The organism is Yokenella regensburgei, assembly GCF_051486985.1.
GTDB lineage: Bacteria > Pseudomonadota > Gammaproteobacteria > Enterobacterales > Enterobacteriaceae > CBFFRJ01.
Genome location: NZ_JAHVDV010000010.1, coordinates 19,884 through 46,237, shown reverse-complemented (window position 1 = coordinate 46,237; position 26,354 = coordinate 19,884). Strand labels below are relative to the sequence as shown.

The 26,354-nt window shown below is 53.0% G+C and carries 25 protein-coding genes; 2 read left to right on the top strand and 23 right to left on the bottom strand.

The features are described 5' to 3' along the window. Positions 1–41: 41 nt before the first annotated feature. On the top strand, positions 42–1,682 hold the full coding sequence (gene sapA, locus KXR87_RS09325; protein WP_437431987.1) for an ABC transporter substrate-binding protein SapA: 1,641 nt from the start codon (positions 42–44) through the stop codon (positions 1,680–1,682). Beyond that, entirely contained in the window at positions 1,679–2,644 is a 966-nt protein-coding gene (sapB, locus tag KXR87_RS09320) for a putrescine export ABC transporter permease SapB (protein ID WP_437431986.1), read from the top strand. Before sapA ends, sapB begins: the two co-directional genes overlap by 4 nt. A 196-nt stretch (positions 2,645–2,840) precedes the next feature. On the opposite strand, the gene KXR87_RS09315 is transcribed toward sapB, so the two are convergent. From KXR87_RS09315 to KXR87_RS09205, 23 genes are all read right to left on the bottom strand, one after another. Continuing rightward, positions 2,841–4,106 (bottom strand): Y-family DNA polymerase, encoded by a 1,266-nt coding sequence (locus KXR87_RS09315; protein WP_437431985.1) that lies wholly within the window; start codon positions 4,104–4,106, stop codon positions 2,841–2,843. Positions 4,107–4,346: 240 nt separating this feature from the next. Continuing rightward, complete coding sequence (locus KXR87_RS09310; protein ID WP_437431984.1) at positions 4,347–6,740, bottom strand: hypothetical protein; 2,394 nt, start codon at positions 6,738–6,740, stop codon at positions 4,347–4,349. Between the two features lie 55 nt (positions 6,741–6,795). Beyond that, positions 6,796–9,897, bottom strand: coding sequence for a host specificity factor TipJ family phage tail protein (locus tag KXR87_RS09305; protein ID WP_437431983.1), 3,102 nt, complete (start codon positions 9,895–9,897; stop codon positions 6,796–6,798). Continuing rightward, on the bottom strand, positions 9,894–10,271 hold the full coding sequence (locus KXR87_RS09300; protein WP_437431982.1) for a nitrite transporter: 378 nt from the start codon (positions 10,269–10,271) through the stop codon (positions 9,894–9,896). The genes KXR87_RS09305 and KXR87_RS09300 overlap by 4 nt, the downstream gene beginning before the upstream one ends. A gap of 8 nt (positions 10,272–10,279) precedes the next feature. Continuing rightward, positions 10,280–10,765, bottom strand: a complete 486-nt coding sequence (locus KXR87_RS09295; protein WP_437431981.1) for a DUF1833 family protein — start codon at positions 10,763–10,765, stop codon at positions 10,280–10,282. Next, positions 10,762–11,232, bottom strand: coding sequence for a hypothetical protein (locus tag KXR87_RS09290; RefSeq protein WP_437431980.1), 471 nt, complete (start codon positions 11,230–11,232; stop codon positions 10,762–10,764). Before KXR87_RS09290 ends, KXR87_RS09295 begins: the two co-directional genes overlap by 4 nt. After that, positions 11,232–14,639: a tape measure protein gene (locus KXR87_RS09285; RefSeq protein WP_437431979.1), complete on the bottom strand. Its 3,408-nt coding sequence runs from the start codon at positions 14,637–14,639 to the stop codon at positions 11,232–11,234. Before KXR87_RS09285 ends, KXR87_RS09290 begins: the two co-directional genes overlap by 1 nt. Positions 14,640–14,705: 66 nt before the next feature. Beyond that, on the bottom strand, positions 14,706–15,404 hold the full coding sequence (locus KXR87_RS09280; RefSeq protein ID WP_437431978.1) for a hypothetical protein: 699 nt from the start codon (positions 15,402–15,404) through the stop codon (positions 14,706–14,708). Positions 15,405–15,516: 112 nt separating this feature from the next. Further along, positions 15,517–15,930 (bottom strand): hypothetical protein, encoded by a 414-nt coding sequence (locus KXR87_RS09275; protein WP_437431977.1) that lies wholly within the window; start codon positions 15,928–15,930, stop codon positions 15,517–15,519. Beyond that, the gene (locus KXR87_RS09270) at positions 15,930–16,661 is read right to left on the bottom strand and encodes a hypothetical protein (protein ID WP_437431976.1); all 732 of its coding nucleotides are present in this window, start codon (positions 16,659–16,661) and stop codon (positions 15,930–15,932) included. Before KXR87_RS09270 ends, KXR87_RS09275 begins: the two co-directional genes overlap by 1 nt. A 315-nt stretch (positions 16,662–16,976) precedes the next feature. Beyond that, on the bottom strand, positions 16,977–17,654 hold the full coding sequence (locus KXR87_RS09265; RefSeq protein ID WP_437431975.1) for a DUF6246 family protein: 678 nt from the start codon (positions 17,652–17,654) through the stop codon (positions 16,977–16,979). A 60-nt stretch (positions 17,655–17,714) separates the two neighbouring features. Further along, a complete protein-coding gene (locus tag KXR87_RS09260) occupies positions 17,715–18,458 on the bottom strand; it encodes an Ig-like domain-containing protein (protein WP_437431974.1) in 744 nt (247 codons plus the stop codon). A 64-nt stretch (positions 18,459–18,522) separates the two neighbouring features. Beyond that, entirely contained in the window at positions 18,523–18,906 is a 384-nt protein-coding gene (locus KXR87_RS09255) for a phage tail termination protein (RefSeq protein ID WP_437431973.1), read from the bottom strand. Beyond that, on the bottom strand, positions 18,903–19,367 hold the full coding sequence (locus KXR87_RS09250) for an HK97 gp10 family phage protein (RefSeq protein ID WP_437431972.1): 465 nt from the start codon (positions 19,365–19,367) through the stop codon (positions 18,903–18,905). The genes KXR87_RS09255 and KXR87_RS09250 overlap by 4 nt, the downstream gene beginning before the upstream one ends. A gap of 2 nt (positions 19,368–19,369) precedes the next feature. Beyond that, complete coding sequence (locus tag KXR87_RS09245) at positions 19,370–19,720, bottom strand: hypothetical protein (protein ID WP_437431971.1); 351 nt, start codon at positions 19,718–19,720, stop codon at positions 19,370–19,372. Between the two features lie 172 nt (positions 19,721–19,892). Next, a complete protein-coding gene (locus KXR87_RS09240; protein WP_437431970.1) occupies positions 19,893–20,273 on the bottom strand; it encodes a DUF7370 family protein in 381 nt (126 codons plus the stop codon). 2 nt (positions 20,274–20,275) lie between these two features. After that, positions 20,276–20,641 (bottom strand): hypothetical protein, encoded by a 366-nt coding sequence (locus KXR87_RS09235; RefSeq protein WP_437431969.1) that lies wholly within the window; start codon positions 20,639–20,641, stop codon positions 20,276–20,278. 10 nt (positions 20,642–20,651) lie between these two features. Continuing rightward, positions 20,652–21,737 (bottom strand): major capsid protein, encoded by a 1,086-nt coding sequence (locus tag KXR87_RS09230; protein WP_437431968.1) that lies wholly within the window; start codon positions 21,735–21,737, stop codon positions 20,652–20,654. 11 nt (positions 21,738–21,748) lie between these two features. Beyond that, positions 21,749–22,180, bottom strand: coding sequence for a hypothetical protein (locus tag KXR87_RS09225; protein ID WP_117386162.1), 432 nt, complete (start codon positions 22,178–22,180; stop codon positions 21,749–21,751). Between the two features lie 3 nt (positions 22,181–22,183). Next, positions 22,184–23,590 carry a DUF2213 domain-containing protein gene (locus KXR87_RS09220; protein WP_437431967.1) on the bottom strand — a complete coding sequence of 469 codons (1,407 nt, stop codon included), beginning with the start codon at positions 23,588–23,590 and terminating at the stop codon, positions 22,184–22,186. Between the two features lie 58 nt (positions 23,591–23,648). After that, positions 23,649–23,936, bottom strand: coding sequence for a hypothetical protein (locus KXR87_RS09215; protein ID WP_147320649.1), 288 nt, complete (start codon positions 23,934–23,936; stop codon positions 23,649–23,651). A gap of 33 nt (positions 23,937–23,969) precedes the next feature. Further along, a complete protein-coding gene (locus KXR87_RS09210; RefSeq protein WP_437431966.1) occupies positions 23,970–24,950 on the bottom strand; it encodes a phage minor head protein in 981 nt (326 codons plus the stop codon). Further along, on the bottom strand, positions 24,898–26,349 hold the full coding sequence (locus tag KXR87_RS09205) for a DUF1073 domain-containing protein (protein WP_437431965.1): 1,452 nt from the start codon (positions 26,347–26,349) through the stop codon (positions 24,898–24,900). The genes KXR87_RS09210 and KXR87_RS09205 overlap by 53 nt, the downstream gene beginning before the upstream one ends. Between the last annotated feature and the right edge of the window lie 5 nt (positions 26,350–26,354).

Genomic DNA, 26,354 nt, shown 5'->3' with positions numbered 1-26,354 from the left:
CGATACACTTTGCACATGAATCTAAAATCGTTGAATAAATCATGCGTCTGGTTTTTCCATTCCTGCTACTAACAACGACGCTGCTTTCCGGCATGGCCTGGGCGGCGTCGCCGCTTTCCGCCAGCGCCGATATCCGCGACAGCGGTTTCGTTTACTGCGTAAACGGGCAGGTCAGCACCTTTAACCCACAAAAAGCGGGCAGCGGACTGATTGTGGATACGCTCGCAGCGCAACTCTATAACCGCTTGCTGGATGTCGATCCTTATACCTATCGGCTGGTCCCGGAGTTAGCAGAAAGCTGGGAAGTGCTGGATAACGGTGCGACCTATCGGTTTCGCCTGCGCGAAGGGGTGAATTTCCAGCATACCCCCTGGTTTACGCCTCATCGCACGCTCAACGCGGACGATGTGGTATTTACCTTCCAGCGCATTTTCGACAGAGCAAACCCCTGGCATAACATTAATGGCAGCGCCTTCCCCTATTTCGACAGTCTCCAGTTTGCCGACTCCGTTCAGAGCGTGCGTAAACTCGACAGCCGAACCGTGGAATTTCGCCTGCGCCAGCCAGATGCCTCCTTCTTATGGCACTTAGCGACCCATTATGCGTCGGTGATGTCTGCAGAGTATGCCGCCGCACTTGCTAAGAACGATCGCCAGGAACTGCTTGACCGTCAGCCGGTCGGTACGGGGCCTTTTCAGCTGGCAGAATACCGTGCCGGACAGTACGTAAGGTTACAACGTCACGCTCAGTTCTGGCGCGGCACACCCTTAATGCCTCAGGTGGTCGTGGATTTGGGTTCCGGAGGAACCGGACGTCTGTCTAAACTGTTGACCGGCGAGTGTGACGTGCTGGCCTGGCCTGCGGCCAGTCAGCTGACTATTTTGCGCGACGATCCGCGTTTACGCCTCACGCTTCGTCCGGGGATGAATATCGCCTACCTGGCCTTTAATACCGACAAGCCGCCGCTCAATAAGCCCGAAGTCCGGCATGCGCTGGCGCTTGCCATTAATAACCAGCGACTGATGCAGTCAATCTACTACGGCACTGCGGAAACGGCCGCTTCTATTTTACCGCGCGCCTCCTGGGCCTACGACGGTGATGCCAAAGTAACGGCCTATGATCCTGCTGAGGCGCGCGCGCGCCTCAAAGCGCTGGGGGTGGAAAATCTCACCCTTCAGCTTTGGGTGCCCACCACCTCTCAGGCCTGGAACCCGAGCCCGTTAAAAACCGCGGAGCTGATTCAGGCGGATATGGCCCAGGTTGGCGTGAATGTGATTATTGTTCCGGTTGAAGGACGTTTTCAGGAAGCCCGCTTAATGGATATGAACCATGACCTGACGCTATCCGGTTGGGCAACCGACAGCAACGATCCTGATAGTTTCTTCCGCCCCCTGTTAAGCTGTGCGGCCATTGATTCTCAGACCAACTTCGCACACTGGTGCAACCGCGAGTTCGACAGTGTGCTGAGGAAGGCCCTGACTTCACAGCAGCTAGCCGCGCGCATTGACGCTTACGACGAAGCACAAAACATTCTGGCCGAACAGTTACCGGTCTTACCTCTGGCCTCCTCTTTGCGCCTGCAGGCCTACCGTTATGATATAAAAGGGCTGGTGCTCAGTCCCTTCGGCAGCGCCTCCTTTGCCGGTGTCACGCGTGAAAATGAAGAGGTGAAAAAGCCATGATTATCTTTACGTTGCGCCGTCTTCTTTTGCTTATCATGACGCTGTTCCTGCTTACTTTTGTCGGTTTTAGCTTAAGCTATTTCACCCCGCACGCGCCGCTTCAGGGCGCATCGTTGTGGAATGCCTGGGTCTTTTGGTTTACCGGCCTACTGCACTGGGATTTTGGCGTGTCGAGCATTAATGGACAGCTCATTTCTGAACAGCTTAAAGAAGTTTTTCCGGCGACAATGGAGCTGTGCATTCTGGCGTTTGGCTTCGCCTTACTTATCGGCATCCCGGTTGGGATGCTGGCCGGAATTATGCGCAATAAATGGCAGGATAAATTCATCAGCGCCCTTGCGCTTTTGGGCTTCTCAATTCCTGTCTTTTGGCTGGCTCTGCTCCTGACGCTTCTGTTCTCTTTAACATTAGGCTGGCTGCCGGTTTCCGGGCGTTTTGATCTTTTATACGAAGTAAAAAGTGTGACGGGTTTTGCCATTATCGATGCCTGGCTGTCCGACTCTCCCTGGCGGGAAGAGATGATTGTGAGCGCGGTGCGCCACATGGTCCTGCCGGTGCTGACCCTTGCCGTCGCCCCGACGACGGAAGTGATTCGTCTGATGCGTATCAGCACTATTGACGTGTTTGACCATAATTACATTAAAGCCGCAGCTACGCGGGGCATGTCACGGCTGACGATATTACGCAGGCATGTTCTGCATAATGCTCTGCCGCCCGTGATTCCCCGTCTGGGCTTGCAATTTTCCACAATGCTGACGCTGGCGATGATAACCGAAATGGTCTTTAGCTGGCCGGGACTGGGACGCTGGATGATTAATGCTATTCGTCAACAAGACTATGCCGCTATTTCCGCAGGCGTAATGGTGATCGGCTCCCTGGTCATTATCGTAAACGTGCTTTCCGATATTCTGGGCGCACTGGCGAATCCTTTGAAGCATAAGGAATGGTATGCCCTACGATAGCGGTTACATCTATAAGGATTTTACTTATATTATTCAGTTTCTTACATCTATTAAAAACTAAATAAAATATTTTTTTATACGCAATAATGTACACATTGTTTTTTTCGTTAACTCTGGCGCCACGCTTTTGTGGCTGCCAGAGTTAACAACCTTACCCTTACGCTTTGGCTCTTCCGAGGCAATGAAACATGGCTGTTTAACGAACAACCAACAAATCGGAAAATCTGGTTGTATAACGGGGACTCAGCATCTCCCGCTTCATCTGCCATTGCTGCTGGATACCCTGTCCGGCGAAATATAGCGTACCTTTGCCACCTTTGGCGTTTAGTTGGTCAATCATCGTCATTAGAGCATCGCTATTAGAACGCGGTGCGTTGTCGTCAAACAGATTCAACTGCGCGACACCCTGGCTGAAAAAATCGCCCAACATGACCCCGGCTTTCTGATAGCGATGTCCGTCACGCCAGATCGCCTCCAGACAGCGGATCGCTGCGCAGATGATATCTCTACTGTCTTGCGTAGGTGTGAGAAGTTTTATCGAAACGCTGTTGCCGTAGTACGGCTCGTTCAGTGCAAAAGGGCTTGTCTTGACAAACGCTGAGATAAAACGGCAATACTGATGTTCCCTGCGGAGTTTTTCAGCGGCGCGCGCAGCGTAGCTACAGATGGCCTGACGCATTTCTTCATAATCGGTGATACACCCTCCAAAGCTCCGACTACAGACTATTTCCTGCTTGGCTGGCGCAAATTCTTCCAGCTCAAGACATGGTTCGCCGCGCAATTCCCGGATGGTTCTTTCAAGCACAACGTTGAAATGCTTGCGGATCACCCAGGTGCTCTGCTCGGATAAATCCAGCGCGGTGTTTACCCCCATCGCATTCAGTTTTTTGCTGATGCGCCGCCCTACTCCCCAGACGTCCTCCACCCGGACTAGAGCCATTAACCTGCGCTGGCGGTCAACGTTCGACAGATCAACCACGCCACCAGTTTGCCGTTGCCATTTTTTTGCGGCATGATTCGCCAGCTTAGCCAGCGTCTTGGTCGGCGCTATCCCGACGCCAATCGTCAAATGTGTGTTTTGCAAAACTGTTGCGCGTAGCTCCCTTCCGAAATCCTCCAGCACCCGGCAATTTCTTACGCCAGTCAGGTCACAAAATGCCTCATCAATTGAATATATTTCGACACGAGGGGACATTTCCTCCAGGGTTGTCATCACCCGATGGCTCATATCGGCGTACAACTCGTAGTTGCTGGAAAACGGGATTATGCCATGTCGCCTGAAGATCTCTTTTTGTTTGAAATACGGCTCGCCCATAGTCACTAGTGGCTTAGCCTCAGCGCTCCTGGCGATGACGCAGCCGTCGTTATTCGACAAAACGACTACTGGCCGCCCGCGCAGGTCTGGCCTGAACACCGTCTCACACGACGCGTAAAATGAGTTCACATCGCATAATGCAAACATAATGCACATCCATTTTCACTGTATTTTTATACAGTATACGCACTGGTGATTGATCGCAGCAACCGAGCGATGTCATGAATTTGTTCGATGGTAACAATGAGCATTTTTTAGACAATCAGCGGATGGTAAATGTCCATTTTATTTGCAGGGTGAATGTATGTGGCTTATAGGCATCCTTGCCGTGTTCGTCCTTCTGGTCGCGCTGATCGTCAGGTCACATCTGCAGGACATTGATGATAATTACTGAGACTCAAGCTTCGCCAGACGAGCTTCAAGCTCATCCATACGCTTCCAGCACGCCTGAACAGCGTTAACCACAGGTGGAATAAATTCGTCATAACCAAGCGAATACACATCCTCGCCACCATTAACTGAGTGATGTTGCAGGCCGCCGAACTCCACTCCCAATGATTCGCAAAGTGACTGCACTTCCTGTGCAATGAACCAGTGGTGGAAACGCTGCCGCTTATGCGTTCCATCGGGTGTATGCTGAATCGTCTGCTCGATGTACGTTTCTTCACGGTCTTCCATTACCATGATCAACCCGCCATCCACTTCCTTTTCAACCGGAACCTGTACCGTGCGAGTCTTTTCAATCACTTCAACATAGTCATCACGCAGGTCCCAGCGACCATCAACTGCGCGTAAACCAAGGATAAACTCGATCCCCAGTTCGGTGTTTCTTATATCGGATTTATCACGCAGGTCTGAACGATTCTGTACAGTGCCGTACACGTAGGTGGTACTTGCTGAATTACCCACCTGGTTTTGATTGTCCCCTGATACTCTTGCATCTGCTCCAAGAGCCATCGTGTTATTGAAGTTAATGGTGCTACCACCAGATAAAGTCAGGCGTCCCGCATTGAAACCCAGCGCGGTGTTGTTACTTCCGGTCTCATTCGTGATAAGTGATCCGTTCCCTACACTGACATTTCCCGTACCCGTTTTCGTTGCCAGCTGAGAGTTTGTGCCTACAGCAAGGTTGTTATCTCCCGTTACTGACTTGAGTGCAGAATGCCCTATAGCGACAGTGAAAAGCCCCAGTGATACCGAGGCAGTACAGGCCTCAAACCCAATAACGACAGAGCGCTCCACCAGACTGGCAGCGGTCGCCGCCCCGGCACCCACGACTACACTTTGCTTACCGGCCAGGTTTGCGGCCATCGCGTACATGCCAATGCCCGTATTGTCATGCCCCGTTCCAGCCCCTGGGGACGTTGCAGCGCCTGTGCACTGACCTGCGCGATAACCAACAAAAGTGTTATTCGAGCCAATGTTGAAATCACCGCAAAAAGAACCGATGTAAATGCTGTTTGACTGCGAATAGTCACCCGCATTTCCGTGAGCACGATACCCCATCGCGACAACGTATTGGTCAGAACCCCCTTCCCCGCCTGCGGATGCACCGTAAAAGCAGTTGAAGCTACCGTCAGTCAGTTTGCCACCAGCCACGGCACCGAAAAGGGAGTTGTATCGCCCGTTCATCAACCATTCACCGGCGATTGAACCCATAATAGTATTGCCATCGGCATTCAGTCGGTAACCAGCCTGAAAACCCGATACGGTGTTATTGTTTCCTACCTTATTAGTCATCAGAGCGCGTGAACCGAAGGCGGAATTATTGACGCCGGATTCAACATCTAACATCGACCTTGCACCATACGCCGTGTTGTTATACCCGGTAGGCTGAGTAATCGGATCGGTAAGTTGTGGGTCTACTTTTGAGCCACCACCACTGTTACCAAAAAGATTATAGGAGCGGGTCATTTCTGCAGATGAACCTAATCGCAGATAACCTTTGGCAATGTTGATTTTTACATTGACTGTTGTTGCTGTTCCAGCAGCCTCAATGGTGCGGTCGTCAACCCAGGTGAACGCCACGCTAACACCATCGAAGGTGAGTGAAACAGCCGATTTATCCGGGTAGTCATAGAGCAGCGTATAGCGCTCATTTACGCTCACAGAACCTGAAGACCCACCGCGTCGCCACCATTCAGCGTTATCAAAGACGAGCACACCTGGGCCGTAATATTGTGCCTTTTGCCCGAGTGCCATCGGCGTTGAAATACGCCACATCCCGACAGGTACGTAGATAGGTTTGTTAGCCGCTTCTGCTGCCTGAAAGAATGAGTCACAAAGTGTCACCCCACCCGAGACCGCGCCCCATCCGCGCACATCTCCAGTATCGCGCCAGCGCGCCAGTTGTAATTCGGGATACAGCGTCGCACCTGCCGGATTTGTAATCTGGCTGCGCAGAACGGCGTCGCCTACTCCTAACCAGGCCCCCAGGCTCACTCCGCCTGAACTGGCAGGCGTTGAACCTGTCGGAACAGTTTTCGGGAATGCGCCATCCCAGCGGTAATACTCTCCAGTGCTGGTATCGCGGAGAACCTGGTTAGGCAGGGTTAGCGTGGCGCCAGCCTGGAACGAATCCAAAGTGATATAGCCGAAAGCAGCAATAGCCGCCTTAGCCAGTTGCTCAAGCCCGTACCAGGTCTGGCGACTACGCCCGAAGCGATCCTGCCAGAAAGCATTGGTAATATCGTTAATTGCAAAGTCAAAATTCTGCGCGTTGTCGAATAAATCATACGGGCTGGTAGACCCCAGCGGATTCAGGGTGGCGTATTTGGTCATGCTCGCTCCGGGCATAAAAAAACCCGCCGAAGCGGGTTATTTTATTGTGTTGTGATTAAATGACATCGCCGGGGTATGTGGCGTCGTCAAAAGCGTAAAAAGAATCCTGATATTCAGACGCCGTCACCTGGCAGGTTCCGTCTGATTGCGGAGCTATCTCAGTGACGATTGCGTCGTAGCCTGTCTCGGAAGATGAATAAAAAATAAGACGCGGCATTTCTACTGCCGGGTCATCCAGGATCCACTCATTAAAGTTGAGCGAGCTGGTTAATGCCAGTGTGAGGGTGTAATCGTCGACCCGTGCAGGCGTCAATAAGGGCGTAGCTGAACCATCCTGCAGGCGCAACATCACGCGCGGACTGGTGAATGACCAGTCGAGCGGCTCACTGACTTCCAGCGTCAGCAGCGAACCAGACAGTGAAGCGTTAACCACCAGACAACTGAGCGTGTTACTGCCCGGTATATCGTCGGTCAGCACCAGGCGGTCGCCGTAGTTGTAGCAAAGCGCATCCATCTCCGTAGTGGTGGTGAATGTCATTCGCTGGTTCAGATACTTCATCAGGCGTCGCATGCCTATGCGGTAAGCCCTGTCCTGACTGACGACACCGTCCAGTTTGTAACTCTCGATTTTCACCGGGGTCGGATTGTCTGAGGTACGGCACTGCACCGTTTCCTCAGTCCAGGTGGTACCGTTGATATACGTGACATCCACGCCGTCGTAATCGTCCTGCGACGGGACAGAAAACGCCGTCTGTAGCGCCTCTGTTGTCTCCTGCGGGGTGATGGCGCCCACCCAGTTTTTAACCCCCTCACGTCCTACGGACGCCAGCCCGTCCGAAAGAAGGAAGTACCCCATTCCGGCATTCGCAATCATTTTCAGAACATCCAGCGCTGACGCACTGCTGTCAGCGGCCTCAAAGTCGAAGGTCTCACCACGAGGCGTCCAGTAGATGTTTTCCAGTGAGTTGATGGTGGCCGTGTCGATATTGCTCATGCCCAGGCAGGTCAGAACATGCATCAGCGCGCCACTGATAGAGCGCGAAGTGTAGCCGTCATACAGCCTGGTAGCCTCAACGTTCACTCGCCGATCCGACTGACTGGCCAGGCGATTACCAGTGCGGATGGTCAGGGCCATGGTGGTTACGCCAGCGTAGGAGGATGGCCGCTTCGATAGCCGGGAGCGCAACGCCTGCCAGTAGACTGCATTGACCGTCTTCGCGCCCCCTATTTTGGTAGTACGCCGCACCCTGACTTCGTACTGCGCGGCAGCCAGCCCGCTGATACGCCGTGTGTATCCATGTCCGTTCGCTGTTTTGTTCTTAAAGTCATAGGCAGCCTGCGACCAACTGCCGCCCAGCGCAGCATTACGATACTGAACCAGCACGCGGACACTATGTGATTTTGAGGACCCGTCGTTTTTGTACTGAATATGACCGTTCGGGAAGATGAAGTTGCTTTCGATAACTGTCGTCGTCTCGCCGTCCGGGCAGGCAAGGAACGGCCCCAGCCAGTTTTCCGCATCGTTATCACCAGACACAATCGAATCTAGCACGGTGCGACTGGTGAATCCGGGCCATGAAGCATCCACCACAGTTGAGCCATCAGAAGTCACCAGCAGGCGCGCCACGGTAATGGTCGCATCATCGACCGTCGTAATGATGAACGCCCCGGTGCCATACATTACCGAAAGTCGCTGGGTGCCCGCAGGAATGCCGGTGAACGCTTTGCCCGTCGCTGACGTGTACGCCAGCGTAATATGCGCTGGTACGCCCGCAGCGCCACCACTCGATGCCACGCCATGCACATTCACCGGGCTGGTACCGAATACGGCGGCAGGCAGCGTTGAGTTGACAATCGTACCGCCAGTGAAAGGGCTCGACAGTTCGTGAATAACCACCTTGCCCGAGCTGTCGATAGCCACCAGCCCCGAACCGGTCAGGGCATCTGTAATTACGTTTACCAGGCCGCTCATGTTCACGTAATTGGTTACCAGGCTGACTGTATAGGTGAATCCCTGCCAGGTAATGGTGAACGTGTATGGCGTGGCGGTAAAGTCGTAGGTGGACGGCGCGGCGCTGGCCGTAATACTCGCCGCAGTGCCACCGACACCCGGCACCGGCGGTACCTCGGCAGTGTAGGACGCTACAAACAGGTCATAACTGTTATCGTTGAAGGTCAGCGTGATCGGCATGCCCACAACCGGCACCAGTTCGGTGAAGTCACCGTAAATAACGCTGTAGCCACCATCAGCGCTGATGACATAGCTGTCCGGCGCAACAACAGTAATGACAGTGCCCACCACCCAAGAACTCGGCACGCTAATGTCGTCTGAACTGTCGTCGTCATCGCCGTTTTCATTGCTGACGCCAATCAGCGTGATGGTGTTGCCGTCGAAAAGCACCGCGTCCGAACTGACGTAGATTGAGTCCGGCGCCGTGGAGTTAGTATCCAGCCCCGACCCGCTCGACGTTCCCCCTACCTCCGTGGATGACCACCAGTTTTCTGACCGGGTGTCAGCGCCCACGTTCGCGCCGGGCGGGTAGATGGTGTAAGCGACGTCAGTACCGAAACTCGCCACCGGCGTGCTGCCGATACGAATACCTGACTGGGGGATGCTGAAATTTCCCACGCCGATGCAGAGCATCATGCTGGTTCGGAATACCTCAGGATCAGCAGAATCAAACCGACTGATGGGCTGCAGGATGTAGTCCGGGTAAACCCGGTATTTGCCGAACACCTCCCGGATGGGGTCGCCCAGCTTCACGGAGTTCGCTTTGGCTGGATTCAGGTCGAGCTGGTCGCCGTTCTGCGCATTCTGGTTTGCGCTGTCCAGCTGGCTCATCATGTACAGAGAGAAAGCGACGCTGGCTACGGCAACGGCCAGGGCAACATAAGCGCCGTATGCCGCCATAAACGCGGAGACTGCTTCTCCCGGTACCGGATAAATGCGCACGTCGCTGTCTGGTTCGATAACGACATCGGCCCATTGCTCTGCCGGCACCGCCCGCCCGTCGACATCCACCGTGATGGGGTGCTGCATATCCAGTTTGTAGTCAGTGACGTTTTCCGCCAGCCAGCGGTCAATCGTCATGCTCTTGTGTGCGTGAGTTTCCAGCGGCTCGCCCGGGAGTCGTGAAGGATAGAATCTGATGGTCACTGGTAATACTCCACTTTCACATAGCGGCGCTCAAAGCGCGCCAGCGGCAGGATGGTCACGTTATTGCGTGGGTTGCTCTCGATAACCTGCAACTGCCCGTCGAGCAACACCACGATGCCGACATGAGATATCAGCCCGCCTTTGTAACAGGCCGCCACCGCGCCATGCTCAGGCCCGCACCGGGTTGCCTCCCTGAGCACTCCGCGCGCCGTCGCATCCATCGAATCGTCCTTAATCACGCCCTCGAGCACCGGCCAGGCGGGAAGCCCAAGGTCTTTACGCACCTCATGAACGATGCCGTAGCAGTCGAGAACCGGATAAGTTCGGCCCCCCATCCGCCATTTGACGGTCAGGTATTTATCGATGTTGAACATGGTGTTCCTTAAGCAGCGATGTGGCGAAGGCCCGGGAAGGTGTTGAGCAGGTACCGGTAACGAGGCCAGGCCGTGTCCAGCACGTTCATGTAGCCGGCGGTAATCTGCACCTCGGAAGCGGTCCAGTATCCCGATTTGATGTTGAGCGAAAAAGGCACCTCTGCTGGCGCAGTAAGGTCATCAGACGTGTAGCAGCGATATGTCAGGACAGACCCTTTAATGACGGGCAGGGCTTTCCTGATGGTCGTCGACACAAGGCCCTCGATATTGCTGATGGCAAACTGTAAGTCCTGCGTGCCGTCGGCATTCCTTGCAGGCAATGCAAGGTCGATGCCGCAGGCAATGAAGGTTGCCGTGCGCCCATCCTCCAGCGTCCCGGTAATGTCCTCATACCCATGCGTTAGCCAGAACGTATCGTCACCAACCACTATCTCAAGCGTAGGGATGATCACCTCTTTGCCCGAGGACGCGTAGAGCCTGTTAATTGCAGTCATGCTTCAGGCCACTCCCGGTTCAGCGCCAAATCAATGATGCTCTGGTTGATGATGAAGTCCGGGAAGTCACCCCAGCCTGGCGGCAGGATCGGACGCTCCCATAATTCAAGCGTGGCGCTGTATTGCCAGTACCCTAAACCGATCAGCGTCGGCCCCTGGTAGATATCAACGAACCGGCACGCGTAATCATCAAGCCCAATCGGCGCACGAATGCGCATGTTGAACCAGGCTACGCCGTCGGTCAGGGTATCCCTGAACCACGCCTCAAACAGCTGCGACTGCACCTCATTAAAAATCCAGGTCACTCCGGCCTGCGTCGGCGTCGACGTGTACTTTCGTCGCTGCCTGGCGCGGCCCGAGGTTAACTCAGCTCTCAATAATGGACTGACAGGCTGGTAACCGAGGCCGGTTCGCTGGGCTAAAGGGAGGTATTCGTGCGGGTAGTTGATGTCGGTTTGCTTACCCATTAACCGGTTCTCCGTTTGGTAGTCCAGCCACTTTGCAGACCTTTAGACACATTGCCTTTGCCTGCAGCCAGGTCGCCGCTGATTTGCTGGTAGACCTGCTTGCCACCACGGGCAACAGCTGCCTCCACCAGCGCAATGGTTTTGTCATCAGGATTACCGTTGATCTGGATTGTCGGGCTGTAGTGATAAGCGGTCCCTCCGCCGCCCTGCATATCCCGGTTGCTGATGACCTTGCCGTTATCGCCTGGGATCATGTACTGGCTGCCATTCGATGCTTTGAAGATTTCAGGCTTACCGCCTTCACCCACGCGGTACATTGCGTTAGCGGATACCGGGCCGCCGTGCTCGCGAGCGCCAGCAATAGCCAAACCCTTAGCGGCAAGAAGTGAGGATGTGTAGGCCGACTGACCTACTGCTGCTGCACTGCCATATGTTGCAATAGATGCGCTGATAGCTGCAGGGGCCCACGCAGACGCAGCGGCAGTTGCCTGTGCCATAGTAGCCGCCAGAGATGCAGCTGCTGTTGCCTGGCCCATTACCTGATTCTTAACCCACTGCATCCCCATCTCTACGAGGCTGCCAATAACGCTATTGATAATGGTTGAGCCGACGTTAGCCATTGCCTCCTGCAGGCTCTGGGTTCCATTAATCAGACCAGTTAGTGCATTGGTTGCTCCCCCCTGAAGCCCCTCAAGTGAAGACGCCAGCAATTCATTGCCCGCGCTCTGATTGCGGTAAATCTCCCACTGCGCGGCGATGCGAGCCTGTTCGTATTCAGTATCAGCGGCCGCTCTTAGCGCCAGCGCGTTCTGATGGGTTAATACGCCCTGCTGCTCATACTGCTGAATCAGAGCCAGTTTGCGAGCGTTCTCGTTTGCCAGTTGCTGCACCGGGTCAACGGTGCCAGCCGCTTCCTGCTGCGACGTTACCGCTATCTGAGCGCGTATTTTGGCAAGATTATCCTGGTGCGTAGCCTCCAGGCGTTCTGCGGTCTCATTGTACTGTTCCTGACTGATTTTCTTCGCAGTCAGGGCTGTATTCAGATCCTGCACATCCTGCTTATAGGTGGCGTTTTCCCGCGCTTCCGGCAGAAGCTTCTCTGCGGCTGCCTGTGCCTTAATGGCATTAGCAGTGTCCCATTTCTCAGCGGCATATTTCCCGGCAAGAGAAATCTGCTCCTGCGTGGCACCTTTCCCTAAAGATTGCTGGGCGGTCAGAATGGCCTGCTCACGACTTAGCTCTTGTGTAGAATCAGCCGCCAATTCTGACTGCTGTTTGAGGTTCGCCAGTTTCTGCGCGATAGACTCGGCCTGATTTGCTGACTTTTTACCCTGCGATTCTGCCTCTGCTGCCGCCTTTCTCCGCGCCTCCTCAGCCTTTATCTGATCAAAATCAGCACCAGCACGCTCACGTGCTAACCTGACATAATTTTCGGTATCCTCTGGCGATGCGTTGTCTTTTGCTGCAAGTTTCCTGATGTCTTGCTCAGCTTTTAACTGAGCTCGTTTTCTCTCGTTGAATTCACCTTGAAGGGTTATTTGATCTTGCTGCTTGTCTAAATAATCCTGAATATCTTTCGGGCGGTCGACCATGAGGCTGCTGGAGTTAAATTTGTCTTTTGCTTTGGTAGCAAAATTAATCATATCCCCCAACTTGCTCATCATCCCAGCAGCGACGCCAGCCTGTTCACCATCGCGACGAAGCAAATCAATGCCTTGCTTCATAGTTCCGTTTAGCGTAGCGCGTCCAATGTTAATAGCGTTTTGGGTCTGGCTAAGCCGGTTCTGCGCTCTTTCCAGATTCAATGTTGCAATAGCAAGTTTATCTTGCACTCCACCCAAGGCCTCGGCAGCTTGCTTTCCGCGCGTAGTATTTGTACCCCAATTATTAATTTCTTTTTGCTGAAACTGGACGGCATAAGTTGCGTCATTAAATTCTTTTTTCGCGTCCGCAACGGCGTCACTTAATTCAGGGAGACTTTGGCTCATTTTAGCGATTGATGCTGACAACTCTATGTGAGACATCGTCTGGAATTTAGTGCTCAACTCGTTCACGCCGTCAGCGAGATTATTAGCATCATCTCTTGCTTCTTTTGCGCGCTGGGAAAAGTAGAAGATAGCGGTAGCCGCAAGCATAGCTGCGCCACCAGCACCACCAACTAACCGCAACGCTCTGCTTGCAAGACTGGAACCAGCAGATGCTGCAATCTGGGCGGCATTGCTTGCCACTAGCGCCCTGTTGTAATTGGCTACGGCAGCAGTAGCTGCAATTCTAGCGGCTGACAGGCGTTGTTCGGAAGCGGCAGAATTTGTCGCACTAATGGCCGTTAACTTCATCATTTCAGCAAGGCGAATCTCATCCAGCGCACGCTCTTTAGTGACCGCAGCGGCCCGAAGATCAGCGGCCGCTTTATTCGCTGTAGCCTGTGCGGCCGCCATTTCGGCCGCAGCCTGGTTTCTTGCTGCTGCGGCTGCTTTAACCTTCTCCGCAGTGGCGATCGTCAATGCACCAACGTAGCGACTCCCCATAACAGCAGCGGCGGCAGTCAAAACCAAACTTAATGAGGAAATATTTTCACTCACGCTAATAACGGAGTCGTTAAATACCGCCACACCGGCTTTAACGGTAGAGTTTTCACCAAAGAATTTGGTGATGTTATTTCCTGCAACCTGTAAAGCATGGCTGATAGTCGTCGTGGTATTGGCAAATTCATTACCAATGGTGGCACCTTGCGAAAGTAGTCCTTTCACAACAACATCGGTTGTCAACTTACCCTGCGCAGCCATATTACGCATTTGCCCGATGCTGACGCCCATCGAATCAGCCAGAGCAACGATAAGGCGGTTACCCTGTTCGTTTACAGAGTTGAATTCTTCACCACGTAGAGCACCAGATGCCAACCCTTGAGACAACTGAATGATGGCATTCTCAGCTTCTTGCGCAGTGGCTCCTGAGACAACAAACCCCTGGTTAATTATTGTTGTGAGTTTGGATAAGTCATCCGCGCTGGTCCCATATTGGCGCGTTGCTCTTTCGAGTCTTGCATAAAGTGATGCCGTCGCATCAAGGCTGCTTCTGGTTTGCTGAGTAATATTAAAAACGCGTTCGGTTACATCAACCAATTGCTCGCTAGGGCGAAGGGAGTTGGAGAGTTTGTTGCTTACAGTAGCCCATGCGTCAGCATATGCAGCCACCTGCTGTACGGACAATGCCGCGGTAAGAGAAACTGCGACGCGCGACAAACCAGACATAGACTTCTCTGTCCTGCCAATTGCGCTCGTGGATGCATCAAACTTTTTTTCCATCTGATCCAGGCGTTCATTGACCTGCTTCTGTCCAATAAGCAGCGGCTCGACATCAGCACTCACGGTGTAAACGATACTTCCTGCATCCTGTTCTGCGGCCATTTACTTTTCTCCAGGCAATAAAAAACCCCGCCGGAGCGGGGCTAGTTGATTCAATTCACAGTTTAATTAGTCTTCTCCTAAGCGCACTGCCGCACACGGAGTAAAACTATGTGCATCTGATATATACCCGCTAACCTTCTGTGGGTTATATGCAACTCGCATTGATCCACCATTGAAAGTAATAAAATATTCACCGTTTTTAAATGATGATTTATCACCTTGATAGTATGAATCCCCAAGCATAACAAGCGGCTTAGAGCCTGTTGAAAACCCTACGCTACCAGCCCATCCGCATTCAAGCAGCATGAAAAGGTGAGTCTCTTTGAGGAAAAATTTATTTGCCTCTTTTCCTCCCCATGGGATGGATGCAATTCTATTCATCTGTTTTTTGACGTCTGATTTCGTTATATCGTTTTCTATTTTATCGTTATCTAATAAGCATCTTGCCCATTGCTCTGTAGTTTTTTTTATTCTGTCAGATATGGCAAAGTTAGACCTATCTATACTGGCAGCAAAAACCTTTGTCTTATCATCAAGTAAAATCATTCCATTTTTCTTTTCGTTTAATGGAGGTGATATGACATAAGAACCATCTGGTCTGTATGCGGTAAAGATCTTTCCGTCAAATAACACATTTGCATTGCCTTTAATGAAAAGTTTTGGAGATGCAGACAAATCACCAACCGAATACTCGCATGATAACTTTTCACTAGCCACGGCCAACCCAGAGACCATTAAAAGCCCGAATGCAAAAACGCTCTTCATATCCCTATCCCCATCGGTAAAAGTGATCACATCCTATTAAGGAATAGCACAAGCGCAACGGCGGCGATGATTTGTTGGACTCAATAAGCAGAAAACCCGCCAAATGGCGGGCCTATTTATTCTGTTCCATTAACTCGGAAACCAAGCGGTTTACTTCCTCTGCTTCCGATATACTCATAATAGCAGTGATCCTTTGCATTTTTTGATCTAGTTTGTAATCTGCAGCAACTCTATGGAAATGATATGTTTTTAATTTTAGACCCAATTTTTTAAGGGTTATCGGATCCAGTTGATATTTTTCCGCAGCCTCTCCATCACACAAATAGGAAAAAAGCCTTGCATGAACGCCACCAGAGATTTTTTCACCATCCTTGTTATGGCTTGGGACATCGCCATGAACAACACGAAGGGCCGAATGATACATGGAATAATAAGCCCTGCTGACAGCATTCCTTGTCCACAGCTCACCATCTTTGTCAGTAGAGGATTTTGCGATTTCTATAAAACAGGAGAAATCAACTGCCATTACTCACCGCCCGGTTCGAAAAAACCAACGCAATTACTGATTTCTAACCCTTCTTCGACCATCTTATCGATCAACTCATTATTGAGTGTTATAAGATAAGCGGGATCACTGGTTTGCAGAGTAATACTAAATGAGATAATTCCATCATCAGTGGAATCTATACGGCTCACATCAGAAGGGATCTTGTGCTTTTCAGCAACATACATTGCTGCACGTGCAACATTGATAACGTCCCTCGCCTCATCACCATAGCCAAGGAGGTTTTCATAAACTGAGATCGCATTTGCAGCAGAATCAGTTAGTTTCAAATTCATAGATTTAGCCATATGAACCGCCTTGCTAAGTAAGTCAAGGTCCGCCCAAAAAGCACCAACAACCAAAGCCTCTTTAGTTATATCAGGTTCACATACATCTATAGCTCGCTTTAGCACCTCGATTTGCTTGCTATAAATTGCTTTGTTGCCTAAGGCGCGAGAAAAATTCCCCCACGAAACAACATCCAAAGGGGCTAGTGCCAAAGCTCTGTCCAGAAGTTCGTAACCTTGCTCAAGTTCATCGCACACAATCATTGCAAGCCCCTCGATCGAAAGCCCCTGATAACGCTCAGGCAACTTACGGGCCTCTTTGATGATTCGATGGACTTCAAATTCGCTGAGCAAGTTCTTACCTTGGATTAAAGACTCACTAAGCAAGTCAATGAGCTCACCGGATTTTGGTTGCAGAACCTTCATTATTCCCTTACTAACTGTTTTTGGTGACAAAAAAGCAAAGCCATTGGCTTTGCAAGTGATTCGTTCTAGTTTTTATGTTCAAAAGTGTATTACCTTAAGGGTAATCCTTCAACTCTTGGTTGAATTCAGAGCCACCATAAAGTCACTAAAAAGCGCCCTAAAACACCTAAAACAGGCGTGTACCAGGATGCACCTTAAATGAACGCCTTTTGTAGAGCTTCTGAGTTCGTTTTAGGCGGTATTAAATCTATCTTCATTTTGTGCTCTTTGAGATTGGGATCGCATATAGACTTTTTCGACACCAAAAAGCCCACCTCAGTGGGCTTTTTGCTCTTTTGACATTCGCCTAGCTTTCCGCGCCAAATAGTCATCGGCCACCGCGTCGTACTCTTCCCGAGTGAAGCCTTTTTGGTCAGGGTATTTGGCAGCCAGCATCATCTGAAACTCTGTCATTGTCAGCGCCGCCGCCTCATCCCGATTCATGCCGAAGTGGCTCCGCGCCGCGCTGATGTAGTCGAAGGCCTTAAACTCGTTCGTCGTTTCGCCTGACTCATGGCGCTGCAGGCGGCGAACACTGGCCTTACCTACGATGCCATGCTGCATCAGGTGCTGTGCCAGTACTATAATGTCGTTTCTCGGCATCTGCCCGGGCCGGTAAACAACGTACCGTCTCCAACCCTTCCACTCACCTATCATCGGGGTGAGATCATCATCACAGCAGGCCTGCATGATATGCATACTCAGCGACAGCAGCCGTTCGGCGATGCGATTCATCGAAGGCGATAGCCAATCTGGGAAACGGCCAAGAGTGTCAGTACAGAGCTTGATGCCGGCGGCGACATCGCTACCGTGCACGGTGGCATAAGCCTGAACAATCTCCGCAGGATTGCCGATCCGCGTCATAGCCATCAAGGAAGGCCGCAGCAGGTAGTCTTTTCCTCCGTCACGGCCATCACTCACAGAGAACTCACCGATATCTATTAGTGCATTCATTTTCTTTCCCGGGTAACGAGCATTATCAAGGGCAGCCGAAGCCACCCTTTGGAATGTCCATTAGGTAACGGTAACCGTATGCACGGCCACAAAGTTGCCGTCTTCGGTGTTGATGATGATCTGCGCGCTGCCGGTGGCGACGCGGTTCACCGTGACGGTGGTACCGGAGGCGCTGGCAGTGGCTTTAGTTGGATCGGTTGATGCGACGGTGAAATCTTTGTTCGTCGCGCCGGTTGGAGCGATATTCACCGTGAAGGTGCTGGTGCCGCCTGCCGCGCCTGTGCTGGTAGCTGGGGTCACCGTTACTCCAGTCACAGCCACTGCCGTCACTTCGTTAACTTCGATGGTACTGGCATCGCCGACTTTGAACTCGGTGGAGAACGTGACGATGTCGTTGGTGCCGCCGTCAGAACTCAGCGCGTTGATGTTCATGTAGCCGATGAATTCAACCGGGCCGTAGTCCATGCGCACCCAGATGCCAGGCTGGCGCTTAGCTTTCAGTTCGTCAGCGAAATACTTGATGAACTTGCCAACACCGTACTGATCGAGCTTATCTTTCTTGCGCACTTCGCCTTCAAAGCTAAGGGTGAAGTCACTATTGGTGATGATGGTTTCGACATAGCCGCCGCCGTCATCCGCATCAGAAGTGACCGAGTTCGGATTGAAGTCGAAGCCCTTCGACGTACCAGCCGCCAGCGCCTTCCACTCAGATTCAAGCGGTTTGACATCCGGGCAGCCATCAGCGACTTCCAGCACGACCGCACCGCCGAAAAGGCGCTCGTTCGAGTTAGGGCAGTTAGCCATTTGAAACTCCTCTTTGACGTATAAAAAAGAAAACCCGCCGGAGCGGGTTATTTGGTTGGTATGGCTATTCGCCGTAAGTGCAGGCGAACTGGAGTCGAAAGACTATTCGCCCTTCTTCAGTAAGCACCGGCGCGGGAATGGCGCCCATGTTCTGAATGTAACCGACACACTCGTCAGCCATTGGGTTAATCTGGACGTAATCGACGATACGCTGCACGGCATTCAGCGCGTCTTTGCGCTTGTCCTTCGCGCCGACGACGTCAACCAAGACGTGGTATTCCGACCCGAGATCGGTACGGATGTTTGACCCGCCGTTTGGCCTGAATACCATGATCGCCTTCGACAGGTCGCCCGGGTCGTCGTACATCAGCTGCTGCACCGTGAAACCGGTGGTTAGCCCGGCTTCGCCGAACATGTTACGCACCCGTTCGTGCATCAGGGGTGTCATAGCGAAAGCTCCTTGCGCATCACTGCATCTATGGCATCGCGCTCTTCATTAGCGCCTTTGGTCAGGAATTGCGGCTCTCCATGAGGATCCCAGTAGTTGCCCGTTCCGGTCCCACCGCCGAACTCTTTCGGTTTCTGCGGGCCGAATTCAGACCGGTTACTGGTCACGCCGAAGTGCGCACGTGGCTGGCCTTTCAGCTTGCCGGATGCCTCATGGACATACGCCGCGTAGTTTGCCGAATAGCCGACGCGCCCGGTAATAACCACGCCTCCTGCATCGATTTCCCTGAACTGGCTGTTAACCAGCGTAGAGGTATCGATCGGGGTGTAATAGGCCGCCCGGGTGCCGATAAGCATCATCGCCGACTGGATGGCGCGGACAGCCTTCCGGCCCTGAACGTCGTTGATGATGTCGTTCAGGTGTTTTTTCGCCTGGGCAATGCCCTTCACTTTGATGCCCATGGTTAAACCCCCGTCAGTATCGCGAAATCGTCCGCCACTCGCTCAAATGTGTCGGCGTAGCGGATAACCTGCCGCACCTCATCAGCGCCAGCAGCAACCGGATCGGCGTCGGTAGATTCACCAATCAGGAGGTAGTCACCGGCGTCGGCCAGTGCGTACTCAGTCCAGACGGTATTCTTCACGACGATTTCAGCGCCCAGGCTGGCAAGGCGTTTCGACAACCCCCCGTGGTAATCGCACATGATGACTTGCGGCGCTGCGTAGCCCATTGGATCGCCGTATTCATCTTTACCTGCCAGCTTGCGCCAGATAGTGGCCTTCGCCGTGTAACTCCAGTTCGCTGCCGATGACATCAGCCCTCCCTCCAGCGCAGTAACTTCGCGCCAGTCGCCCGGATGCGCGGGCAGTTGATGAACCACTCGCCGTCCGATTTGACATAGCCGGTAGTTTGCCGCCCGGTGTCGGTCATCACCCATACCCTAGCGAATGAGCGCGGCATTGCCTGTTTAACGGATTTCCATTCCATCAGCAGCCACCAACCACATCAAAGAAGCCCACGCTGTTTCCGGCACTGATTGGCAACTCACCAGTGCATCCGCTGATATCGAGTCTGGACAACGTATTTCGAAGCCACGTTACGCCATCATCTCCGTATTCAAACGACCGCGAAGCACCAGATGGCGAACTTTGCGATTTTATACGGCGCGCACCGGATGATGTTGCCATCAGAGCCGCTGCGTAAATCAGAATGAGCTGCGCGGTGCAGTCGTCATATCCTGCACCTTCAAGGCAAGGGATAATCTTGTTCACCACGCAGAGGATCGGAGTAAGCAAAGCGTCAGGGATGGCATACCCCAATTCGGAGAGGAAGCCTTTCACGTCGTCAGCCGTAACTGGGGTCGCCATTGTTATTTCACCTTCTTCTTCAGTTCTTCCAGCGCGGCTTCGGCATCATCCGCGCGTTTCTTTTCTGCTGCCAGCGCGTCGGCGTGTGCCTTGTCTTTTGCTTCACCGTCGGCGATTAGCTTTTGGTTCTGCTCCAGCGCGTCGGCGAGTTGCTTTTGCAGGCCAGACAAATCACCTGACGGTGCTGACGGCGTTGCCATCTCAAACACCAACTTTTCGCCCTTCTTCTTGTCAGTGTCCTTTGCTTTGCCAGACGCTTTCCAGCGCGCTGCTGTTGCATCGTCCACTTCCACGACCGCACCAACCTCCAGTTTGCGGAGGTTGGCACCGGCGAAGACGTTACCTGCTGTGATTTCTACCAGTGCCATTCTTTTCTCCTTAGCTGTTCGCGAAGAGCACGCCATGTTTGAGGTTGATATCCTGCTTGACCATCAGGCCCATAGCGCCCCAGGTGCGCCAGATGTAGTCGCTGTTGTAGAACTGACGTGGGTCAGCAACAGTTCCCACGGCCTGACCAGTTATCGGAGCGATAACACCGGCAGTCAGCGGAACCACCAAAATCTGGTTGCCGGTGAGTTCGGCGTCTTCTTTCACTGCGGCAATGCCGGACAGCTTCAGGATTTCCTGCAGGATGGTGCCGGACTGGTAATTGTCGCTGAAATAGCGCTCCCAGTTGGACATGATCTCGCTGGATACGTACCAGGTCTGCGGAGCGTACTGATTATTGGTGATCTTCATGGTGTCACGCAGGGCGATCGCACCGTTTCGGTTCTGTTCTGCGGTTGTAGTGCGGCTGGAGAAGTCGATGTTCAGGCCAGCTGCGCCCAAATCAACCTGACCGACGCGCTCATCGTTCTTCAGGCCTTTCCATGTTTTGCCGTCGAAAGTAACAAAGTTTCCTTCTGAGTCGCGGAAACCGTTGAACATGTATTCCACGATTTTACGGCGCACATCATCAACAGAACCGCGCTGCGCATCAGCCAGGGATGCCAGAGCAGAGCCTTTGTTGAAGATCGGATCACGCCAGTGGAACTTAAATCCGCTGTCGTGCACCGGAACCATGGTGCCGTCAAAGCTGTAAGCGCGGGCATCCAGCGCCGCGCCAATCTGGCCGGACATGGAAGTGTGCGCCCAGCCACGACCGCCGGTACGCGCATATTCATACACGGACTCTTCCAGGCGGACAGAGCGTGACAGTGGCATCAGGTCGTTGAAGAGGGTGAACTCGGTGTTCGGTTCGAACTGTGCCAGAACTGTCTGGTCGTACGCGCGGTACATGCGGCGGATATCGTCGACAGCGTTCACCGCGTCCAGATGTCCGTTTTCACCGAAGCGAGCACGGGCAATGAAGTCAGCGACAGACTGCGAGCTCATGTTGCGCGCCATCTCCAGCTCGCGGAACTGCGCCTGGTTGACTTCGAGGTTACCGGTGCGTTCACCGATAGAGCGAGAAAATACAAGCATTCAGATGCTCCTTACTTGATAACGACGCGCAGCAGATCGCCTGCAGCAACGGTGTACGCCGTGTCTTCTTCGACATATGCGCGGATGGACTCGCCAGAAGCGTGGGCTTTCACCTGGCCGTTTGCGATGGATAACGGCTGGCCTTTTTTGTACGTGCCGGCAGCGGCTCGCACGTTCAGAAACATGCCCTGCATCGGGTGGATGGCGACTACCAGCTCGTTGATGGGGATTGAATCATCAACCGTCTGGCAGCGCAGATAATCGAAATCAGCGACATACAGGATCGCTTCTTCGTTACCATCCACGGAGGCAGTGAATTTTCCTGCTGAGAAGAAGCCAACGGTGCCCGGCTTGGTGGCCGCTGCCGCCGCACCTTCACGGTTAAGCAGCGGGTTAGGGAATACGCCACCGGCGTGGATTACGTGTTTTCCGTCTTTAGCCATTTTTTACTCCGGCATTTCGCTGACTGATTGGGTGTTAGTTGCCTGGTGGCGGAATGCACCATTCAGGCCGGTTGAGGTCTGGCATTGCGCGAACAACTCTTTCAGCGGTTCGCCGTCGAGGGCATTGACTGCCAAATCGGTCATGCCGAACTTGGCTTTCACCGCGGTGCGCATGCTTGCCTTCTCAGTCTCTGCGCCTGCGCTGAACTGGCTGTTGAGCGCTGCCACCTGATCGGAGAGAGTTTTCGCCCAGACTGGCATCTCTTCGCTGTTGGTGGTTTGCTCTTTTTTCTTCGGCTTGCCGGTTGCCGGGTCGATTTCTTCGTCGCCGTTTTTCTTGGCGGCGGCTTCGTCGGCCTTCATCTGGTTGTAAGCGTCCATCAGCTCGGCGTCGGACTTGCCTTCGGTCGGCTTACCAGCGGCTTGCAGCGCATTGATAATCAGTTGTTTCATCGGATCGTTCTCTCCGTTGGTTTTAATCTCGTACTCAGTTGGTTTGCGCACGACTTCTACAGGTTCGCCGACGAGCGATACTGCCCCGTCAGAGATGAGGTACTTCTGTTTGAATAGATTCCGGCCAGATGTGGTCTTCTTCTCTTCTTCGAAAATCAGATAGTCCGGGTAAATGCTGACGACACAGCGCCAAGAATCAGGAGTGTTTGCGCGAATTGCTTCACGCAGCGATGCGGCGATCTCGTCGAAGGACATCCCGCCGTCATTAGCGACAAAGAACTTTATTTTGTTCAGCCATCCGTCTTTACGGTTGTCGCTAACAATCGCGTCCTGAAGGTTGCAGACCTCAATTTCAGTCTCATCACCTTCGGCATTAACGAAGATGCCCACGCCCTCCTCCGGCGTACCGGCGCCGGGCTCATCAAGCAGCACCGCGACATGGTCAAACATCATGTTGGTGGCGATTTCGTTGTATTTCTTTCCCTTCGATTCGCCATTGGCGGCTATGCGGGAATACAGCAGACCGGTTGAGATGTGTATCGGGTCGGAGTTGGTACCGACTGCCATCTCATCCAGGCGGTTGATGAGGCGCTGGCCCTTATCGCTGGATTCGGCGTACTGGCGATTAACGTACATGTCGCCCGTCACCTTCCCGTCTTTGTGGCTGACGTTCTGCAGCCAGGCCCCGACGTGGTACTCGTTCACCGCCTGAACATCGCGCGCTGAAACATGCTTGCCATCCACCTTCGGGTGCCCCAGAGGCATCGGGTTACGTTCGAGCGTGTTGTAGGCCTTTTCGATTTCTGCTGCCGGGTACAACTTCCGATTCATCACGATATCGTCCACGACAGGCGTGATGCCGCGAACCACGATATGTGGCTTGCCGTTGACGGTTTCAGTGGTGATGTTTGAAGCGGAGTTGACGACGGTCAGCACGTTAACGCGGTTGCGTTTCATGCTGGGTCCTCATGGTGAATTTCAGGCAATAAAAAACCCGCAGAAGCGGGTTTATGGTTCAATCTTCTCTGTGACGTCTCGGTCTTTCATAGCAGCGCTCTCCCGTTGCATAGAAGAGCATTTCATTTGCTTGCAGGAAAGCTCTATGTTCAGCTTCTTCATGACGATCCAGCCTTAAGGCTCGAAAAATATCAGATGATAAATCTGTACTCTCTATTCTACCGTCCGTAGAACCTGATACCGTAACATCTGCTTTTGTTACGATAGTGCAAACAACCCGATAGGTTTTATACAGCGGATTTTCAAGCTCTTTATTCCATTCAAACTTAATACTTTTAATTTCCATTTTCTCGCCTTAACTATTGATGTGCGTAGTTAATTAAGCGAGCCACTTTTTTCTTTCTTTTGCAAGCTTATCCGCCAACCCTTCGTTGAATATGCTGCCGTCGTCATTGAGCAGTACCGGAATCTGGCTGCAGTAGCAGTTATACCGGTTGCCGTTTTCGGCGTAGAAATCACGCACCTCTTCCGTGATGTAGACCCTGCCGTGCCGACTGGCGTGCCAGCTCCGCGTCGTAGGCTTAAGTGCAGACAGCCACATCAGCCCGGTATTCAGCCCGAGACGGTCAGCGGCCCAGTCTGTTTCATTCCACTGCGCCTGGCGCAGCGCGCCGACCTGCTCAGTCTGAGCGATGTTCTTTGCTTTCGACATCGACACATCGAGACGCTTGCTGATGACGCTGGCCGTCTCACGAGGGTTAACGCCACGACCTATTGAGTCTGCGATGACGTTCGCCAGATCCACACGCGCTGCATCGCTGACACCCTTCCAGTCGCTGTATGTACTGATGTAGGCGCTGGCTATCTGGTTCTGGTAGGCCGGGCTGGATAGCAGTTGCTGCAATGTGGTCTGGCTGGCGTAGGCCTGAGACTGCACTGACAGGTTGGTGAAAGCGTTGCGCGTACCTCGCTCATATTCTGCTGAAACATAATCCAGCGCCCAGAGGTTCTGACTGCCACCGTCGAGTAAAGCGTCATCCAGGATGGTCTGGACAATCTGGAGCAGGTCAGCAAGTTGCGCAGCCGACATGTCGTAGATATAGCGGCCAGCGTTAATCTGATACAGCGAAGGCTCTGCACCCTCGTTGTTGCACATCAGCCAGGACTGCTCGCCGTTAGTTTCGCGAAACTGCCCGGACAGGCGCTGGTCAAACAGCGCTTTCAGACGACGCTTTATCGTCAGATAGCGCTCATCGATGTCACGAAACATTCGCCCTACCTGCCGCGCTGACTGCGTGGGGTCCGCTTTATTGCGCGGTACGATTGGCGTCCCGATTCGGGTCTGCACTGTCATCATCATCTGTCAGCGGATCCTTACCGGGTGGTTTTGCGTTAGGGTCTGGCGTTTCTGGCTCCTTCCGTGGCTCCAGTTCTCCGACGGCGCGCACCTCGTTCTCATCGACAGCCGGAGTGCCAAAGGCTTGCTGGGTCTTCGTCGCCACGTCAGCCATCACCGCCATGTTGGCCAGCTTTTCTTTCTCGCTCGGGGCCAGTAAATCTGACCAGACCAATGACACCTCACCGGACGCGGGAGGTTCAATAATGCCGACCATCCAGAATCGCTCAATTACGCGGGTAATAACGTCTGACTGGAAGCCCCAGCGGCGACCGTTACAACGATTCGCCCAGGCCGTTTTATCCTCTTCAGAGGCGAGATTGCCTGTCTGTTTGCCAAACATAATGTTGAACGGACATTGAATTGTTGAGGAGAACGAGTTTGCCGAAACTGTCCAGCTCGGCGTTGGGTCGGCGGCGGCGACAGAGAGTACCGAGGTTTTTCCTCCTTGGGTAACCAGTGCTGCATCGGTACCGCTATTGAGTTTCGACACCTTGTCATTCATTGCGTCACTGAGTTTGTCATAACCGGCTTCTTTCGCCTGCTTGATCAGTGAATCAATACTTACCTTTTCATCAAACTCAGTCACAACCGTACGGCTCGCGTTTTTCAGGAAGCCCTCGGCGCTGCCGCCCTTCGTTTTCTCGATGTCCAGGAGGTCGTTATAGCCAGCCTCCAGTAGCGGAATTCCGGAGAGGATGTTGTCATCCTCAGAACCTTCACAAAGCAGAATGATGCGATCAGGGTGTACCTGCACCGAGCGCGGGCTCTTGTAGGTTCCCTCATCACCGACAGGTTGCTCATTAAACTGATAGCTTACAGGCTGCCCGTAAGTTTCAGACCAGGTATCGATATCCAGGTTGCCTGGCAGGATCTGAGGCTCCCACGCTGGTATGAGTTTCACCAGTGCTTTGCTGCCGAGTTTTTTCACTACATCGACATCAATTGGCTCGCTCCAGTCCCGGCTGTCACGCACCTGAATCAATAACGCAGAATAACGGCCCACCATATTGCGGCGATCGGCATCCTTGATTTTCGCCCAATGCTTTTTCATCAGCTTAGTAACGGCTTTTTCCCACGCCGTCGTGGCTGTTGACTCCCTGTCCTCGTCGCCATCAATGATGGTGGGCAGATCAACCCAACAAGCGTCGAGCAGCTTGTGTACCGCCGAAAACCCCGTAGAGCCGCGACGATACTGGCGATAGAAATTATCGAAAGTAAGCTTATCGGGGTAACCAAACTCGTCCCAAAGCTTAGTGCGCTTCACATTGCCATTACGCCCTGCATAAAGCATGCGCTGGCGCCCTATAGCATCAGCAAGGGCATTAACGAGGAATTTTTCCCCGGTGCTTAATTCACTCACTGATG

Excerpts from the sequence above, each read along its gene's own strand:
- sapA (WP_437431987.1), top strand. The coding sequence starts at position 42 with ATGCGTCTGGTTTTTCCATTCCTGCTACTAACAACGACGCTGCTTTCC.
- sapB (WP_437431986.1), top strand. The coding sequence starts at position 1,679 with ATGATTATCTTTACGTTGCGCCGTCTTCTTTTGCTTATCATGACGCTG.
- KXR87_RS09315 (WP_437431985.1), bottom strand. The coding sequence starts at position 4,106 with ATGTTTGCATTATGCGATGTGAACTCATTTTACGCGTCGTGTGAGACG.
- KXR87_RS09310 (WP_437431984.1), bottom strand. The coding sequence starts at position 6,740 with ATGACCAAATACGCCACCCTGAATCCGCTGGGGTCTACCAGCCCGTAT.
- KXR87_RS09300 (WP_437431982.1), bottom strand. The coding sequence starts at position 10,271 with ATGTTCAACATCGATAAATACCTGACCGTCAAATGGCGGATGGGGGGC.
- KXR87_RS09295 (WP_437431981.1), bottom strand. The coding sequence starts at position 10,765 with ATGACTGCAATTAACAGGCTCTACGCGTCCTCGGGCAAAGAGGTGATC.
- KXR87_RS09290 (WP_437431980.1), bottom strand. The coding sequence starts at position 11,232 with ATGGGTAAGCAAACCGACATCAACTACCCGCACGAATACCTCCCTTTA.
- KXR87_RS09285 (WP_437431979.1), bottom strand. The coding sequence starts at position 14,639 with ATGGCCGCAGAACAGGATGCAGGAAGTATCGTTTACACCGTGAGTGCT.
- KXR87_RS09280 (WP_437431978.1), bottom strand. The coding sequence starts at position 15,404 with ATGAAGAGCGTTTTTGCATTCGGGCTTTTAATGGTCTCTGGGTTGGCC.
- KXR87_RS09275 (WP_437431977.1), bottom strand. The coding sequence starts at position 15,930 with ATGGCAGTTGATTTCTCCTGTTTTATAGAAATCGCAAAATCCTCTACT.
- KXR87_RS09270 (WP_437431976.1), bottom strand. The coding sequence starts at position 16,661 with ATGAAGGTTCTGCAACCAAAATCCGGTGAGCTCATTGACTTGCTTAGT.
- KXR87_RS09265 (WP_437431975.1), bottom strand. The coding sequence starts at position 17,654 with ATGAATGCACTAATAGATATCGGTGAGTTCTCTGTGAGTGATGGCCGT.
- KXR87_RS09260 (WP_437431974.1), bottom strand. The coding sequence starts at position 18,458 with ATGGCTAACTGCCCTAACTCGAACGAGCGCCTTTTCGGCGGTGCGGTC.
- KXR87_RS09255 (WP_437431973.1), bottom strand. The coding sequence starts at position 18,906 with ATGACACCCCTGATGCACGAACGGGTGCGTAACATGTTCGGCGAAGCC.
- KXR87_RS09250 (WP_437431972.1), bottom strand. The coding sequence starts at position 19,367 with ATGGGCATCAAAGTGAAGGGCATTGCCCAGGCGAAAAAACACCTGAAC.
- KXR87_RS09245 (WP_437431971.1), bottom strand. The coding sequence starts at position 19,720 with ATGTCATCGGCAGCGAACTGGAGTTACACGGCGAAGGCCACTATCTGG.
- KXR87_RS09240 (WP_437431970.1), bottom strand. The coding sequence starts at position 20,273 with ATGGCGACCCCAGTTACGGCTGACGACGTGAAAGGCTTCCTCTCCGAA.
- KXR87_RS09235 (WP_437431969.1), bottom strand. The coding sequence starts at position 20,641 with ATGGCACTGGTAGAAATCACAGCAGGTAACGTCTTCGCCGGTGCCAAC.
- KXR87_RS09230 (WP_437431968.1), bottom strand. The coding sequence starts at position 21,737 with ATGCTTGTATTTTCTCGCTCTATCGGTGAACGCACCGGTAACCTCGAA.
- KXR87_RS09225 (WP_117386162.1), bottom strand. The coding sequence starts at position 22,180 with ATGGCTAAAGACGGAAAACACGTAATCCACGCCGGTGGCGTATTCCCT.
- KXR87_RS09220 (WP_437431967.1), bottom strand. The coding sequence starts at position 23,590 with ATGAAACGCAACCGCGTTAACGTGCTGACCGTCGTCAACTCCGCTTCA.
- KXR87_RS09215 (WP_147320649.1), bottom strand. The coding sequence starts at position 23,936 with ATGGAAATTAAAAGTATTAAGTTTGAATGGAATAAAGAGCTTGAAAAT.
- KXR87_RS09210 (WP_437431966.1), bottom strand. The coding sequence starts at position 24,950 with ATGATGATGACAGTGCAGACCCGAATCGGGACGCCAATCGTACCGCGC.